The following is a 15138-nucleotide window of genomic DNA, read 5'->3' as shown; positions in this document are numbered from 1 at the left end:
GTCCACTCCACGTGACTGTCACCGTTCAGCGCTGACGGTGACAGTCATCCGGCTGCGCCGGAGGGCAGTCACCCTCCCAGGAACAGTTCGCGCGACGGGCACAGGTCGGCGACTTGGCATTCGGCGCACCTGGGCTTGCGGGCCAGGCAGACGTAGCGGCCGTGCAGGATCAGCCAGTGGTGGGCGCGGGTCAGGTAGGGCTGCGGCACGATGGCCATCAGGTCGGCTTCGACGGCGTCGGGGGTCTTTCCGGCTGACAGCTTCAGGCGGTGGGAGACGCGGAAGACGTGGGTGTCCACCGCGATGGCCGGTTCGATGTCGAGCTCGTTGAGGACGACGGATGCGGTCTTGCGGCCGACGCCGGGCAGGGCCTGGAGGTCCTCGCGATTGAGCGGGGTCTGGCCGCCGTGCTTCTCGAGGATGATGCGGCTCAGTTCGATGACGTTCTTCGCCTTGTTGCGGAACAGGCCGATCGAGTTGATCCAAGGGATCAGGCCATCGACGCCGAGCTCGAAGATCGCTTGCGGCGTGTTGTAGACGGCGAAGAGTTTGTCGGTCGCCTTGTTGACCTGGACGTCGGTGGCCTGGGCCGAGAGCGCAACGGCGACGACCAGGGTGAAGGGACTGTCGAAGTGGAGTTCGGTCTTGGGGTTTTCCGCCAGGGTGGAGAAGCGCTCGAACAGGGCGTCGACGCGGGCGCGCTCTTTGGGCGAGACACGCTTACGTAGAGGCTGTTTGTTTGTTTTCTTCGGCGCGGCGGGCATGCGGCGTGCGGTCAGCCCCCCAGCTTCTCGTCCATCAGGGCGAGGGTACGGGGCAGGCCGAAGATGGCGGCGAAGCTGCCGAAGCGGGGCCCCTGGCTCTGGCCGAGGAGCACCTCGTACAGGGCCTGGAACCAGCTGCGCAGGGGGTCGAAACCGGCGTCATTGCCGGCCGAGTAGACCTCGTTCTGGATCAGCTCGGCGTCCTGGCAGTCAGACGGCATCGCGGCAAGCCGGGCACGCAGGTCGAGCATGGCGGCGCGCTCCTTCTCGTCGGGGGCGCGGAAGGCCTTGTTCGGCTTGATCTGGTCTTCGTAGTAGGCGACCGCGTAGCCGGCCAGGGTGTCGAGCAGCGGGTGGGTCTCCGGCGAGGCGCCGGGGATGTAGCGCGACAGGAAGCCCCACAGCACCGCCTTGTCCTGGGCGTCGGCGGCCGAGACCAGGTTCAGCAGCAGGCTGAAGCTGACCGGCGAGCCTTCTTGCGGCGGGCGGCCGCCGTGGATGTGCCAGACCGGATTGTTGATCTGCTGGGCCGGCTCCTGACGCTGGTAGGCGTCGAGCTGCTGCAGATATTCATCGGCCGCCTTGGGCACCACGTCGCGGTGCAGGCGCTTGGCCGACTTGGGGCTCTGGAAGATGTAATAGGCCAGGCTCTCGGGCGTGCCGAAGGTCAGCCATTCGTCCATGGTCAGGCCGTTGCCCTTGGTCTTGGAGATCTTCTGGCCCTGCTCGTCGAGGAAGAGCTCGTAGTTGAACCCCTCGGGCGGCACGCCGCCCAGCGCCTTGCAGATCTGGTTCGACGCCTTGACGGAGTCGATCAGGTCCTTGCCGCTCATCTCGTAATCGATGCCGAGCGCCGTCCAGCGCAGGGCCCAGTCGGGCTTCCACTGCATCTTCACATGGCCGCCGGTGACGGGGACCTCGGTCAGGGTTCCGTCCTCGTCCTCGAAGACGATCGTGCCCTTGTCGACGTGGCGTTCGAGTGTGGGAACCTGCAGCACACGGCCGGTCTTCGGGCTGATCGGCAGGAAGGGGGAGTAGGTGGCGCGACGCTCTTCGCCGAGGGTCGGCAGCATGACCTTCTGGATGGCGTCGAAGCGTTCGAGCGCGACCAGCAGGGTCTTGTCGAAGACGCCGCCGCGATAGCAGTCGGTCGAACTGACGAACTCGTAGTCGAAACCGAAGTTGTCCAGAAACGCTTGAAGACGGGCGTTGTTGTGGGCGCCGAAGCTCTCGTGCGTGCCGAAGGGATCGCGGACGACGGTCAGGGGCTTGCCCATGTCCTCGGCCAGCATCGCCTGGTTGGGCAGGTTGGGGGCGATCTTGCGCAGGCCGTCCATGTCGTCGCTGAACGAGATCAGGCGGGTCGGGACGGCGTCGTCGGTCAGCGAGCGGAAGGCGGCGCGGACCATGGTGGTGCGCGCCACCTCCTGGAAGGTGCCCAGGTGCGGCAGGCCGGACGGGCCATAGCCGGTCTCAAGGATGACGGGTTTGGCCAGAGCCGGGAAGGTCGCGACGGCCTCGGCCGTCTTGCCGGAATTGATCAGGACAACCGCGAGGTCGCGCTCGGCGTCGGTCAGGCGGATGCGCAGGGTGCGGGCCAGCAGGTTGCGAGCCTGCTCGAACGGCCAGGCCTTGGCGTCGCGGGCGAGATGGGAGAGACCTTCAAACATGGCGCGGCGATTAGGCCGTGGGGGCCTTTGGGTCAATGTTTGCCACCCACAAGCTGTCATCCTCCGGCCGCGCAGCGGACCGGGGGACCCAGCGTGGCTCTGGATGGACTCCCAGCGGTTTTCACGCGGATAGTTGGGTCCCCCGGTCGCCCTACGGGCGCCGGAGGATGACAGAAGGGGGAGTTAGAGCGCCGCGAACAGACGCTGCGCCTCGTCCCAGTTCGTCACCACGCGCTCGGCCCCGGCGCCCAGCAGCCCTTCGTCGGCCCGGTGATCCAGGTGCCCGCCGCCGGTGAAGCCCCACACCGTCATGCCGGCGGCCCGGGCGGCGCGGACGCCGTTGACGCTGTCCTCGATGGCCAGGGACCGGGTCGGATCGACGCCGAGGGCGGCGGCGGCGTGCAGGAAGATGTCGGGGTGGGGCTTGCCGTGGGCGACGAGGTCGGCCGAGTAGATGTGGGGGTCGAACAGCGGCGCGAGACCCACCTTGTGCAGCTTGCGGCGCAGGGCCTCGGCTGCCGAACTGCTGGCCACGGCCCGGGGGCGCCGGACAGCCGAGACCGCCGCGGCGGCGCCGGCGACGGCTTCAAGGCGCTCGTCGCAGGCGACATGGGCCAGGGCGCGCACCGTGCTCAGATAGTCTTCGGGCAGCGGCGTCCCGAGCCGGTCGCGGTGCTCGGCGTCGAGGGCGGCGACGTAGCTGCGCTCGTGCATGCCCATAAAGCGGCTGCGGTAGTCATGGGGATCCCAGGTCAGGCCGTAGCCGCCCAGCACCTCCATCTCGATGACGTGGTAGATGACCTCGGAGTCCAGCAGCACTCCGTCGGCGTCGAAGATGACGGCGTCGAACATGGCCGGGGTTTAGCGATGTTGCGGCCGTGCGCAAGGCAACTGCGGTTGCCTTTTGTTACTCCCTGGCCGCCGCCATGGATTCCTTCCGCAAGGCCTTGAGGGCCCGGAGCATATCATTCTTCATGGCGTCGCGGGTCAGGCTGGCCGGTATGGCCGGGTAGGGGGACGCCGCCCGGTTGGTATAGGCGACCCGGGTTCCACCACTGGGCAGGGCGGTCAGCCGCCATTCGCCTTCGCAGACCTTCACGTCGCCGCCGGCGCATTTGAAGCTGATGCGTTTGAGCGGTTCGTACTGCGAGCGGAACACCGACCGCACCTTGGGAACCAGGGGCGGGGCGACGACCATCTCGCGCAGGTCCCAGCTGCCGTCGGCGGCCCGGTCCAGCACCTTGCAGCTGTGGACGTTGGGGGCCATTCGTCGGGCGCGCTTGCAGTCGAGGATGACGTTCCAGACCACGGCCGGCGGGGCCTCGATATCCACACGGCCGCGCGCAATACCGGCCGTCCCGTCGGGATCGGGGGAAACCTCCGCGTAGACGCCGCTAACGGCGACGGCGATGAACAGCGCAGCCCACATGATTGTCACGCTAGCCCCTTTTGACGCCCAGGGAAGACCCGGCGTCTCATAGGAAAGGGGGGACTATTCGATCCGGTTCCGCACCAGGTCCTCGACCACCGACGGGTCGGCCAGGGTGGAGGTGTCGCCGAGGTTGGAAACATCGCCCTCGGCCACCTTGCGCAGGATGCGGCGCATGATCTTGCCAGACCGGGTCTTGGGCAGGCCGGGGGCCCACTGGATGGCGTCGGGGGCGGCGAAGGGGCCGATCTCCTTGCGGACCCAGAGCACCAGCTTCTTGCGCAGATCCTCGCTGGCCTCGACCCCGGCGTTGAGGGTGACATAGGCGTAGATGCCCTGGCCCTTCACATCATGCGGCCGGCCGACGACAGCGGCCTCGGCGACGTCATGGTGGGCGACCAGGGCGCTTTCGACCTCGGCGGTGCCCAGCCGGTGGCCCGAGACGTTGATGACGTCATCGACCCGGCCGGTGATCCAGTAGTAGCCGTCCTCGTCGCGGCGGCAGCCGTCGCCGGTGAAGTACTTGCCCGGGTAGGTCGAGAAGTAGGTGTCGAAGAAGCGCTGGTGGTCGCCGTAGACGGTGCGCATCTGGCCGGGCCAGCTGTCGGTGATGCAGAGATTGCCACTGACCGCGCCCTCGAGGACGGCGCCCTCGGCGTCGACCAGCTGCAGCTTGACGCCGGGCAGGGGCTTGCTGGCCGAGCCGGGCTTGAGGGCCGTGGCCCCGGGCAGGGGGCTGACCAGGCAGGCGCCGGTCTCGGTCTGCCACCAGGTGTCGACGATCGGGCAGCGGCCCTCGCCGACCACCCGGTGGTACCAGAGCCAGGCTTCCGGATTGATCGGTTCGCCGACGCTGCCGAGCAGACGCAGGGACTTGCGGGAGGTCTTCTTCACCGGCTCCTCGCCCTCGCGCATGAGGGCCCGCAAGGCTGTGGGGGCCGTATAGAAGATCTCGACCTGGTGCTTGTCGATGACCTCCCAGAAGCGGGACGTCGTCGGGTAGTTGGGCACGCCCTCGAAGATCAGCGACGTCGCCGCGTTCGAGAGCGGGCCATAGACGATATAGCTGTGGCCCGTGACCCAGCCGACGTCGGCGGTGCACCAGAAGATCTCCCCCGGCCGGTAGTCGAAGACCAGCTCATGGGTCCAGCTGGCCCAGGCCAGATAGCCGCCGGTGGTGTGCAGCACGCCCTTGGGTTTGCCCGTCGAGCCGGAGGTGTAGAGGATGAACAGCGGGTCCTCGGCGTTCATCGGTTCGGGCGGGCAGTCCGTCGAGGCGGCGTCGCGCAGGGGCTCGTAGGCGACGTCGCGGCCCTGATGGGTCAGCCACTTGGCGCCGGTGCGGCGGATGACCAGCACCTTCTCGACCTTGGGGCAGCTGGTCAGGGCCAGATCGACGTTCATCTTCAACGGAATGGTCCTGCCGCCGCGCAGGCCCTCGTCGGCGGTGATGACGAAGCGGCTGTCACAGTCCTGGATGCGGCCGGCGATGCTGTCGGGCGAGAAGCCGCCGAAGATCACCGAATGCACCGCGCCGATGCGGGCGCAGGCCAGCATGGCGTAGGCCGCCTCGACGATCATCGGCAGATAGAGGGTGACGCGGTCGCCCTTCTTGACGCCAAGGTCCTTGAGGACGTTGGCCATGCGGCAGACCTCCTCGAAGGCCTCGCGATAGGTGACTTTCTTGCTGTCGGCCGGGTCGTCGCCTTCCCAGATGAAGGCGACCTGGTCGCCGCGCTCGGCCAGATGGCGGTCGAGACAGTTGACGCTGACATTGAGGACGCCGTCCTCGAACCAGCGGATGTGGAAGTCGGCCTTGTCGAAGGAGACGTCCTTGATCTTCGTCGGCGGCGTCATCCAGTCGAGGCGGCCGGCGACGCTGGCCCAGAAGGCGTCGGGGTTGTGCTCGACCGCCTCCCAGGCGGCCTCGTAGCCGGCGGCGTCCATGTGCGCCCGGGCGGCCCATTCGGCCGGAACCGCAAAAACCTGATCTTCGCTCATGGCGCGCTCCCTTTTTGTTGCGGCGGAGTATGCGGATGAGGCCTTGCCGCGCAAGGCGTTGGCCGGTCGCGAGGCGCCTCAATCATGGGTAACGCCTGGTCGGTTGTCGCAATCGGCGACGGTAACGGCCGATTCATCAAAGGTGACGCCCCCGTCATTTTTTCTTGACGTTTGGGCGCCCAAGTGAGCACTGTTCACATTGCAGAGGCCCGGCACAGGGTCCGCATCCCTTTGGCCGGAGGATAGCCGATGACCGACAAGAACATCACCAAGGACGCCATGTACGACGCGGTGGCGCCGAACGACTTCGAGTCGATGCTCGAACTCGACCGCTACAACAACCGCTCGACCGCCTTCGACAAGATCATCAGCGCCACCCACGACCACTTCTGGGATCCGCTGGACAAGGCCTACATCGACTTCGACGAGCCCTTCGACATGGAGAACGAGCCGCTCGTTCCCGAGGAGTTCGTGGTCGCCCTGCAGACCGACTATGTGTCCAACCACCTGTCGGACCCCAAGACCCGCACCCGCTTCATCAACGACAGCACCCTGCGGATTTTCTCCTCCATCCTGCACGGCGAGCAGGGCGCGCTGAACCTGTCGGCCAGCCTCTGCCACGTGCTGAAGGACCAGGGCGCGCAGGAATACGCCGCCAACCAGACCCGCGAAGAGGCCCGCCACGTCACGGCCTTCGCCAAATACATCAAGGCTCGCTGGGGCCGTCCGGTCGAATGCGGCCCGACCCTTAAGGCCCTGCTGGTCGAGATCATCGACGCGCCGGAAGTCTACAAGAAGATCATCGGCATGCAGATGCTGGTCGAGGGTCTGGCCATGGGCGCCTTCGCCAGCCTGTTCAACGCCATCAACGATCCGCTCGGCAAGAAGCTGCTGCAGCTGGTGATGACCGACGAGGCCTTCCACCACAAATTCGGGAAGATCTGGGCCGACCGCACCGTGCCGCACCTGTCGCCCGAAGAGCATGCCATCATCGAGGACTGGGCCGCCCACTGCTTCCAGGCGGTGCTGTTCAACCTGGTGGGTCCGACCCAGCAGCGCGACCTCTATGAGGCCTATGGCCTGGACCCCGAGAAGGTCATCGCCGAGTTCGCCCAGATCATGACCGACGACGCCCGTCGCGAGAACATGAAGGAGCAGACCAACATCTTCCGCGTGCTGGTCAAGACCCTGCTCAACGCCGGCATCATCACCGAGCGCACCAAGGCCTTCTACGGCATGTATGTCGACCTGGAAGAGCTGAAGGCCGAGGGTGACCGCATGGTCGGCGACGACATCGCCGAAGAGGGCATCCGCTACCTCCAGGAGATCAACTTCAAGGACAAGGGCAAGCCGATCAGCATCGCCGCTGAATAAGGCTTACCGGCCGAAACCCACTGCGAACGCCCCGGAGAGATCCGGGGCGTTTTCTTTTGCGATCAACGCTCTAGATTGCACCGCATGAAGACAGCTTTCGTTCTCGCTGGCGCTCTTGCGCTCGCCGCCCTGCCCGCTATCGCCGCCGCGCCACAGCCCGCCCACCCCATCGCCGTGAGCTTCTACTCCGGCACCTGGTACGAGATCGCCCGCACGCCGAACAGCAACCAGAAGGACTGCCAGGCGCCGACCAGCCAGTTCACCAGCGCCGCCGGCGGCAAGTACCTGATGACCCAGACCTGCCGGAAGGGCTCGCCCTCGGGCGCCGCCAAGGTGTTCAAGGCCGAGGGCCAGATCGTGCCCGGCTCGGGCAACGCCAAGTTCAAGGCCCGGTTCTTCGGCGTGGTCAACCAGGAGTACTGGATTCTCGACGCCAACGCCGATGGCGGCTGGGCGATCATGGCCACCCCGGGCGGCAACTACGTCTGGCTGATGTCGCGCAAGGCGGTGATGGCTCCGGCCAGCAAGGCGGCGGCGATGGCGCGGATCAAGGCGCTGGGCTACAACACCGCCAGGCTGGAAATGCCGCAGCAGCCGCCGGCGTAAGCGAGTCTTGACCCGGAACACAACCGGAACATAAGTTGATGGCCATGGAGGCCGTCCTCACCCTTGTCACCCTGACCCGCCCGGAGACCACCTCGGCGGTCACCCGCGGGACCGCGCGGCTGGTCGCCGCGATGGGCTATGCGCCCCTGGCCGAGGTCGGGCTGCCGAACGGGCGGCGGGCCGACCTGATGGCGCTGGGGCCCAAGGGCGAGATCGTCATCGTCGAGGTCAAGTCGAGCCCGGAGGACTATCTCTGCGACCGCAAGTGGGGGGAGTACCTGCCCTACTGCGACGCCTTCTATTTCGCCGTCGGGCCGGAGTTTCCGCAAGGCCTGCTGCCGGAGGAGCCCGGACTGATCGTCGCCGACGGCTTCGGCGGCGCGGTGGTGCGGGACGCGGCCCTGACGCCCCTGGTCCCGGCGCGGCGGAAGGCCCTGACCCTGGCGTTCGGGCGGCTGGCGGCGATGCGGGCCTTGGGTGGTGGCTAGGCGAGCGCTGACAACCTCCCTCCCCGAATGGGGAGGGCAGGCGAGGCGGAGCCTCGCCGGGTGGGGCAGTCGGTATGACTGAAGGACCGTTCAAGCCACCGGTCGAACGGGCTAGAGAACTGCGGTCGAATATGACCCGACATGAAGCGCGCATGTGGGGCTGGCTGCGAACCCTCCGGAAGGAGGGGTTCCACTTCCGGCGGCAGGCGCCGTTCCACGGATACTTTCTCGACTTCGTCTGCTTGAGCCGGAAGCTGGTCATTGAACTGGATGGGCCAAGCCGCGGGGAAGAGGCCCAGCGACGACACGACGCGATCCGGGATGAGGTTTTGGAGCGCGAAGGGTTCACGGTCCTGAGGATTCAGAACCGAACTATGGATACCCACATGCCGAGCGTTGTGGATGCGATCTACGACGCGTTGCGGGATCGTCCCCCGGCCTGGTGACCGACTGCCCCACCCGACGCGCATACCGCGCGTCTGTCCTCCCCATTCGGGGAAGGAGGTTTTCCGCGCCCTTCCCCTACTTCGGCGCCCTCTTGGCCAGGATGCGTTGCAGGGTGCGGCGGTGCATGGACAGGCGGCGGGCCGTTTCCGAGACATTGTGGTTACAGAGCTCGTAGACCCGCTGGATGTGCTCCCAGCGGACGCGATCGGCGCTCATCGGCTTCTCGGGCGGGCTGGGGTTTTCGCCGGCCTGGGCCAGCAGGGCGCGAACCACGTCGTCGGCGTCGGCGGGCTTGGCCAGGTAGTCGATGGCCCCGGCCTTCACCGCCGCCACGGCGGTGGCGATGTTGCCGTAGCCGGTCAGCATGACAACGCGGGACTCCGGACGCACCTCGCGGATGGTCTCGACCGCCCTGAGCCCCGATCCATCATCGAGCTTCAGATCGACGACCGCATAGGCGGGGGGATTGGCGCGGACGGCGGCGATCCCCTCGGCGACGCTGCCGGCCAGGGTCACCTCGAAGCCGCGCTGCTCGAGCGCCCGGCCCAGCCGGGTGCGCAGGGGCGCGTCGTCATCCAGGACGAGCAGGGTCTTGTCGGCGAGGCCGGCGACAGTGTCGGAAACGTCGGTCATGGTGTTAATGCAGCTCCCACAATTCCGAATCCCCTACCCGATATAGGCGCATTAAACCTGCGGGCGAGCAACGTTCAACACGTGCCCATCGGGCGATGTAGTTTTCGATGCGCCGGCGGAAAGGCTCTCCACGCTATTCAACCCGTGCCTCCAGGGCGTCGCGTGGCCAACGGACGGTGACGACCGCGCCGCCGGCCTTGCCGTTGCGGAACGTCACCACCCCGCCGGTTCGTTCCATCAGGGTCTTGGAAATAAAGAAGCCGAGTCCCATGCCGATGTGGCCGCTGCGCGATCCCTCCGCCCCCGGACGGCTGGTGACATAGGGCTCGCCGAGCTTGGCGATGATGTCGGGCGAGAAGCCGGGGCCGTCGTCCTTGACCTCCAGGGTGATGTGCCGGTCGTCGAACCGGGCGGTGATCAGCACCTCGGACCTGGCGAAATCGACGGCGTTCTCGACGAAGCTGGTCAGGGCGTGCAGCACCTCGGGCAGGCGGCGGACATCGGGCGGCTCCTCGCCGCGCGGGCCGCTGATCACCGCCTCGACGCGGACCTCGGCCTCCTTGGTATGCGGCGCGACGGCCTCCTCGACCAGCTGGCCGAGCGACATGTGGCCGTGGACATCGTCGGTGGCGTCCGGATCGGAGGTCAGCCGGCGCAGGATCTCGCGGCAGCGCTCGGCCTGGCTGACCAGCAGGTCGGCATCCTCCTTGGCGGCCGTGCCCTCGGCCGCGCCGCGGGCCATTTCCTTGGCGACGATGGAGATGGTGGCCAGCGGCGTGCCCAGTTCATGAGCCGCCGCCGCCGCCAGCGCCCCCAGCGCGCTGAGCCGCTGTTCCCGGGCGAGGACGGCATTGGTGGTGTCGAGCGCCAGCTCCATGCGGGCCGCCTCGCTGGCCGCCTGCCAGGCGTAGCCGGCGCAGAAGGCGATGCCGAGGATGCGGCTGAGCACATTGCCGACGCGATTGGCCAGCGGCACATTGAGCACCACCGCCTCCGGGGCCGGCAGCGGCAGGAAGGTTATCGACAGCAGCACGATGCAGGCGATGGCCAGCAAGGCGATGCCCAGCACATGGCGCAGCGGCAGGGTGGCCGCCGCCAGCACGACCGGAGCGATGATCAGGACGGAGAAGGGGTTGATGGCGCCGCCGGTCAGATAGAGCATGCCGGTCAGCTGCAGGATGTCGAAGGCCAGCTGGGCCGTGGCCTCCCAGTCGGCGACCTGGCGTTGCGACGAGGTCGAGGCCAGGTGCAGCAACCAGTTCATCCAGGCGGACAGGCCGATCAGCGTCAGGCAGGCCAGCCACTGGAACTCGAACCGCAGGACAAGGCCGACGAAGGCCACCGTCGCCAGCTGGCCGGCGACCGTCAGCCAGCGGACCGTGATCAGGGTGCGGATGCGCAGCCGGGCCCGGCGGCTGCCGCGGAAGTCCCAGAGGTTGGGCGCGGCGGCTTGCGCGCTTTCTTCCCCCGGCCTATCGAGGCCACGCCTGTCGGCGTCCGGCGTCGTCATGGGCGAAAGAGTCGTCATGCGACGGAACTGTGCTCCTGATCCGGTCCGAAAGCCAACCCGAGAGATGAGATGACCCCTAACCGCGCGATCCCCAGAACACGGCTGGTGCTTTGGGGCGCCGTCGCCCTCGGTCTGGTAGTAGTGCTGGCCCTGGCCTTCGGCAGCGGCGCCTTCCGGGGCAAGGCCCCGACCTCCGACGTCGGCGGGGCCTTCAGCCTGGTCGACCAGACCGGCCGGCCGGTGACGGAGAAGGTGCTGAACGGCCAGTGGAACATGGTCTTCTTCGGCTTCACCTACTGCCCCGACATCTGCCCCGGAACGCTTCAGAACCTCATCCGGGTCAAGGACCAGCTGGGTCCCAAGGGCAAGGACGTGCGGATCGTGTTCATCTCCATCGATCCCGGCCGCGATCGCCCCAAGGCCATCGCCGACTGGCTGGAGGCCAACGGCGCGCCCGAGGGCACGCTGGGCCTGACCGGCACGCAGGAAGAGGTGTCCCGGGCGGTGAAGGCCTACAAGGCGGTGGCCATCAAGGTCGGTGACGGGCCCGACTACACCATGGACCATTCGACGGTGGTCTATCTGATGAACCCGCGCGGCCAGTTCGACCGCGCCCTGCCCTACCGCCTGCCCGACGAGATCGTCACCCAGGTGACGGCGGCCAAGCGGGGCGACTGACCGCTTGCGTGCAAGAAGGGCGCCGGTTTTAAGCGCCCTGTTAACCAACCGGGCCCAAAGCTGCGATTTCAACACGCGGCTCGGGAGGGCTGATCTTTGTCGCTCGGTCCGAGACTTGAACTCCGGCAAGGCCAGGGGCTGGTCATCACCCCCCAGCTGCAGCAGGCGATCAAGCTGCTGCAGCTGTCGAACATCGAACTCGAGGCCTTTGTCGAGGCCGAGCTGGAGCGCAATCCGCTGCTGCAACGCGACGCCGAGCCGGAAGCCGAGCAGGACGCGCCCAAGGTCGACCGCGCCGAAGCGGCCGCCGACGAGATGCCCGACGCCGCCGCCACAGCCGACATGGACGGCGGCCATGAGGAGTTGAGCCCGGGCGAGCGCGATTCCGGCGAGGGCGGCGAGGCGGCCGACGGTGGCGGCGCCATCGACTGGTCGCGCGCCGGCAAGGGCGGCAGCTTCGAGAGCGAGGACGATTTCGAAGGTCGGCTGAGCAAGGAAAAGACCCTTTCGGAGCATCTGCACGACCAGCTGGCCGTCGCCGGCCTCAGCGAAGCCGAGCGCGGCGTCGCCGCCGTGCTGATCGACGCGGTCGACGAGGGCGGCTACCTGCGCGCCGACCTGGACGAGATCGGCGAGCGGCTGGGCTGTGGCATGCCCTTCGTCGAGGGGGTGCTCAGCGTCCTGCACGGCTTCGAGCCGACCGGCGTCATGGCCCGCGACGTGCGCGAATGCCTGTCGCTGCAGCTGCGCGAGAAGGACCGGCTGGATCCGGCCATGGACGCCCTGCTGGCCAACCTCGACCTGCTGGCCCGGCGCGACATGGCGGGCCTGAAGAAGCTCTGCGGGGTCGATGACGAAGACCTGCGCGACATGATTTCCGAGCTGCGGGCCCTGACCCCCCGGCCGGGCGCGGCCTTCGGCGGCGAGCCGGCCCACCCGGTGTCGCCCGACGTCTATGTCCGCGAGGGACCGGGCGGGCTGTGGCACGTCGAACTCAACACCGACACCCTGCCCCGGGTGCTGGTCGACCAGCGCTATCACGCCCGGGTCAGCGGCGGCGCCCGCACCGAGGCCGACAAGGCCTTCCTCAGCGACTGCATGGCCACTGCCAGCTGGCTGGTCCGCAGCCTTGACCAGCGGGCCCGCACCATCCTGAAAGTGGCCAGCGAGATCGTTCGCCAGCAGGACGGCTTTTTGGCCTATGGCGTGCAGCACCTGCGGCCGCTGAACCTGAAGACGGTGGCCGACGCCATCGGCATGCACGAATCCACGGTCAGCCGGGTGACCTCCAACAAGTATATCGCCACCCCGCGCGGCCTGTTCGAGCTGAAGTTCTTCTTCACCGCCTCGATCGCCAGCTCCAGCGGCGGCGAGGCCCATTCGGCCGAGAGCGTGCGCCATCGCATCCGCCAGCTGATCGAAACCGAGCGGGACGAGACCCAGGTCCATTCCGACGACACCATCGTCGATATCCTGAAAGAAGCCGGGGTGGACATCGCCCGCCGCACGGTGGCCAAGTATCGCGAGGCGATGCGTATTCCGTCGTCGGTTGAGCGTCGGCGCGCGCTGAGGGCGGCGGTCTAGGACCGTATCGGCCCTTCGGGCGTTGATCGCCCGGAGGCCGGATGGACGATCATCAGCAGGAGCGAAAACTCACCCTCTCCGAGGTGATGAGCGAGATCGCCGCCGATCCCGATCCCAGGGTCACCCTGGGCGAGATCATCCACCGGCTCGGCCACCGGGCGTTCGGAGCGATGTTCTTTGTCTTCGCGGCCCCCAACTGGCTGCCGATGCCGCCCGGCGCCTCGACTTTCCTTGGCTTCCCCCTGGTGCTGATGACGCCGCAGATGATCTTCGGGGTCCGCGGCCCCTGGCTGCCCAACATCATCGACGAGCGGCCGATCAAACGCGCCCAGATGGCCGACGCCTTTCGCAAGCTGGTCCCCTGGCTGCGGAAGGTGGAGAAGGTTTCCCGCCCGCGGCTGACCTTCCTGTTCGGGCCGGTCGGCGACCGGGTGATCGCCCTGGTCTGTTTTCTGCTCTCCCTGGTTCTCATCCTGCCGATTCCGCTGGGCAACATGGCCCCGGCGGCGGCCATCGCCATCTTCGGCCTGGCCATGATCCAGCGGGACGGAATCCTCGCCCTGCTTGCCTATGCGATCAGCGCCCTGAGCTTCGGCCTGCTGTTCATCGGCGGCCGGGTGGCCATCGAAGCCGTCGAGAAACTGATCGAGATGGCAGACCGCCTGTTCGGGTGACGTCACAAAAGGGCGAGGTAACCTCGGTTTTCTTGACACCAAGATGACGGCGGCGCGTTCTAGTCGGTATGCAAATCCAAGTCGCTGGCAAACAAGTCGATGTCGGCGCGGCCCTGCGGGACCGCATCACCGACGACCTCTCCAACAGCATCGCAAGGTACTTCGATCGCGGCGGCGCGGCCGACGTGACCGTCAGCCGATCGGGCCATGGCTTCCGGGTCGATTGCGCCCTGTCGCTCGATTCCGGCCAGAAGCTGCAGAGCCACGGGTCCGGCGGCGACGCCCATGCCGCCTTCACCGATGCGCTGGGCAAGATCGAGACCCGGGTTCGGCGCTACAAGCGCCGGCTCAAGGACCACAGCCCTGCCGCCAACGCCAAGCAGGAAGAGCGGGCGATCTACACCACCCTGCGGGCGCCCGATGACTCGGAAGACGACATCGACTGGGACGCGGAAGAACCCGTCTCGGACGGGGCGCCCAGCGCCATGGTCATTGCCGAAAATGACACTGAGGTGAAAGTTTTGACCGTTTCGGGGGCGGTTATGGAACTGGACTTGACTGAATCGCAAACAATTGTGTTTAGGAACGCCGCGCACGGCGGATTGTCCGTCGTCTACCGTCGCAGCGACGGCAATATCGGATGGATCGATCCCGAGCGCACCAAGCGGTCGGGGAACGGTTCCGGCGCCAAGGGCTAGGACCCCGAGGCGTCAAGTTTCGCCACCCGGTTCAACCTTTTCCAAGTGCCGCGCACCCATGAACATCGGTCAATTGCTTGATCCCCGCGCCATCGTCCCCCGGGCGAGCGGTGGGTCGAAGCGCCAGGTCCTGTCCGTCATCGCCGACGTCGCGGCCCGCACCTGGGGCCTCGACCAGACGGCGGTGCTCGACGCCCTGCTGGAGCGCGAGGCTGCCGGCTCGACTGGTGTCGGCCACGGCGTCGCCGTGCCGCATGCGCGGATCGAGGGCGTGGAGCAGATGCAGGCGGTGTTCGTGCGCCTGGAATCTCCCATCGCCTATGAAGCCGTCGACGGCGCCAAGGTCGATCTGCTGTTCGCCCTGCTGGCCCCGGCCGATGCCGGGTCCGAGCACCTGCGCGCCCTGGCCCGCGTCTCGCGGCTGATGCGCCAGGCTGACCTGCGGGCCCAACTGCGCCAGGCCCGCTCGCCGGAACTGATCCTGTCGCTGCTCGAGCGGGAAGCCCAGCCTTCGGCGGCGTGAAGGCCTATCGAAGCGGCCTACCATTATACCGCCGCCGGCCTCAGCTACAAAAAAGGCGA

16 protein-coding genes are annotated in these 15138 nt (G+C 67.3%); 9 read left to right on the top strand and 7 right to left on the bottom strand.

The genetic code is table 11. The features are described from left to right. Positions 1–68: 68 nt before the first annotated feature. The 5 genes from nth to acs all read right to left on the bottom strand — a co-directional run bounded on the left by nth (position 69) and on the right by acs (position 5864). Positions 69–764, bottom strand: coding sequence for an endonuclease III (gene nth / locus O5I81_RS00705; RefSeq protein ID WP_271067026.1), 696 nt, complete (start codon positions 762–764; stop codon positions 69–71). 11 nt (positions 765–775) lie between these two features. After that, positions 776–2434, bottom strand: a complete 1659-nt coding sequence (locus O5I81_RS00700) for a lysine--tRNA ligase (RefSeq protein WP_271067025.1) — start codon at positions 2432–2434, stop codon at positions 776–778. A gap of 183 nt (positions 2435–2617) precedes the next feature. Then, entirely contained in the window at positions 2618–3286 is a 669-nt protein-coding gene (locus O5I81_RS00695) for an HAD-IA family hydrolase (protein WP_271067024.1), read from the bottom strand. 55 nt (positions 3287–3341) lie between these two features. Further along, positions 3342–3863, bottom strand: a complete 522-nt coding sequence (locus tag O5I81_RS00690; protein ID WP_271067023.1) for an SRPBCC family protein — start codon at positions 3861–3863, stop codon at positions 3342–3344. Between the two features lie 63 nt (positions 3864–3926). Further along, on the bottom strand, positions 3927–5864 hold the full coding sequence (gene acs, locus O5I81_RS00685; protein ID WP_271067022.1) for an acetate--CoA ligase: 1938 nt from the start codon (positions 5862–5864) through the stop codon (positions 3927–3929). A 249-nt stretch (positions 5865–6113) separates the two neighbouring features. Here acs and O5I81_RS00680 point away from each other — a divergent pair, with 249 nt between their 5' ends. The 4 genes from O5I81_RS00680 to O5I81_RS00665 all read left to right on the top strand — a co-directional run bounded on the left by O5I81_RS00680 (position 6114) and on the right by O5I81_RS00665 (position 8778). Next, positions 6114–7238 (top strand): ferritin-like domain-containing protein, encoded by a 1125-nt coding sequence (locus O5I81_RS00680; RefSeq protein WP_271067021.1) that lies wholly within the window; start codon positions 6114–6116, stop codon positions 7236–7238. Between the two features lie 84 nt (positions 7239–7322). After that, positions 7323–7844: a lipocalin family protein gene (locus O5I81_RS00675; RefSeq protein WP_271067020.1), complete on the top strand. Its 522-nt coding sequence runs from the start codon at positions 7323–7325 to the stop codon at positions 7842–7844. Between the two features lie 44 nt (positions 7845–7888). Next, positions 7889–8332 carry a DNA repair putative endonuclease MmcB gene (gene mmcB / locus O5I81_RS00670; protein ID WP_271069078.1) on the top strand — a complete coding sequence of 148 codons (444 nt, stop codon included), beginning with the start codon at positions 7889–7891 and terminating at the stop codon, positions 8330–8332. Positions 8333–8406: 74 nt separating this feature from the next. Continuing rightward, the gene (locus tag O5I81_RS00665) at positions 8407–8778 is read left to right on the top strand and encodes a DUF559 domain-containing protein (RefSeq protein WP_271067019.1); all 372 of its coding nucleotides are present in this window, start codon (positions 8407–8409) and stop codon (positions 8776–8778) included. A 76-nt stretch (positions 8779–8854) separates the two neighbouring features. Here the strand turns inward: O5I81_RS00665 and O5I81_RS00660 are convergent, their stop codons facing one another. Together O5I81_RS00660 and O5I81_RS00655 are read right to left on the bottom strand one after the other, a co-directional pair. After that, the gene (locus O5I81_RS00660; RefSeq protein ID WP_271067018.1) at positions 8855–9412 is read right to left on the bottom strand and encodes an ActR/PrrA/RegA family redox response regulator transcription factor; all 558 of its coding nucleotides are present in this window, start codon (positions 9410–9412) and stop codon (positions 8855–8857) included. A 133-nt stretch (positions 9413–9545) separates the two neighbouring features. Beyond that, positions 9546–10940 carry an ActS/PrrB/RegB family redox-sensitive histidine kinase gene (locus O5I81_RS00655; RefSeq protein ID WP_271067017.1) on the bottom strand — a complete coding sequence of 465 codons (1395 nt, stop codon included), beginning with the start codon at positions 10938–10940 and terminating at the stop codon, positions 9546–9548. A gap of 51 nt (positions 10941–10991) precedes the next feature. Between O5I81_RS00655 and O5I81_RS00650 the strand changes: the two genes are divergently transcribed. The 5 genes from O5I81_RS00650 (at position 10992) to ptsN (ending at position 15079) form a co-directional block, all read left to right on the top strand. Further along, complete coding sequence (locus O5I81_RS00650) at positions 10992–11600, top strand: SCO family protein (RefSeq protein ID WP_271067016.1); 609 nt, start codon at positions 10992–10994, stop codon at positions 11598–11600. 96 nt (positions 11601–11696) lie between these two features. Beyond that, the gene (gene rpoN, locus O5I81_RS00645; protein ID WP_271067015.1) at positions 11697–13184 is read left to right on the top strand and encodes an RNA polymerase factor sigma-54; all 1488 of its coding nucleotides are present in this window, start codon (positions 11697–11699) and stop codon (positions 13182–13184) included. Between the two features lie 41 nt (positions 13185–13225). Further along, entirely contained in the window at positions 13226–13858 is a 633-nt protein-coding gene (locus O5I81_RS00640; RefSeq protein ID WP_271067014.1) for an exopolysaccharide biosynthesis protein, read from the top strand. 68 nt (positions 13859–13926) lie between these two features. Further along, positions 13927–14556, top strand: coding sequence for a ribosome-associated translation inhibitor RaiA (raiA, locus tag O5I81_RS00635; protein WP_271067013.1), 630 nt, complete (start codon positions 13927–13929; stop codon positions 14554–14556). 58 nt (positions 14557–14614) lie between these two features. After that, complete coding sequence (gene ptsN / locus O5I81_RS00630) at positions 14615–15079, top strand: PTS IIA-like nitrogen regulatory protein PtsN (RefSeq protein ID WP_271067012.1); 465 nt, start codon at positions 14615–14617, stop codon at positions 15077–15079. The last annotated feature ends 59 nt before the right edge of the window (positions 15080–15138 follow it).

The sequence above is a fragment of the Caulobacter sp. NIBR1757 genome, assembly GCF_027912495.1.
Lineage (GTDB): Bacteria > Pseudomonadota > Alphaproteobacteria > Caulobacterales > Caulobacteraceae > Caulobacter.
Note: the sequence above shows the minus strand (reverse complement) of the source record. Positions and strands in the feature narration are given on the sequence as shown.